The organism is Citrobacter sp. W9 (genome assembly GCF_026719375.1).
Lineage (GTDB): Bacteria > Pseudomonadota > Gammaproteobacteria > Enterobacterales > Enterobacteriaceae > Citrobacter > Citrobacter werkmanii.
The window spans coordinates 1-437 of record NZ_JAPPTE010000084.1 but is presented as its reverse complement, the minus strand read 5'-3'; the positions used below and the strand labels follow the sequence as shown (position 1 = coordinate 437).

1 tRNA gene and 1 rRNA gene are annotated in these 437 nt (G+C 46.5%); both read left to right on the top strand.

The window, feature by feature from the left end:
* Positions 1-78: ribosomal RNA gene (locus OOJ59_RS27970) — 16S ribosomal RNA — on the top strand; the annotation flags it as partial.
* A gap of 85 nt (positions 79-163) precedes the next feature.
* Positions 164-239 (top strand) — tRNA-Glu (locus tag OOJ59_RS27965).
* Positions 240-437 lie beyond the last annotated feature (198 nt).

The window sequence follows — 437 nt, the reverse complement described above, 5'->3', positions numbered from 1 at the left end:
ACCACTTTGTGATTCATGACTGGGGTGAAGTCGTAACAAGGTAACCGTAGGGGAACCTGCGGTTGGATCACCTCCTTACCTTAAAGAACCGACCTTTGTAGTGCTCACACAGATTGTCTGATGAAAAGTGAATAGCAAGGCGTCTTGCGATTGAGACTTCAGTGTCCCCTTCGTCTAGAGGCCCAGGACACCGCCCTTTCACGGCGGTAACAGGGGTTCGAATCCCCTAGGGGACGCCACTTGCTGGTTCGTGAGTGAAAGACGCGTACCCTGATATCTCAAAACTGACTTGCGAGTCATGTTTGAGATATTTGCTCTTTAAAAATCTGGATCAAGCTGAAAATTGAAACGACACACTGTTTCATTTCTCCGTAAACAAGAAATGAAAAGCGGTGTGTTCGAGTCTCTCAAATTTTCGCAATCAGAAGTGAAACATC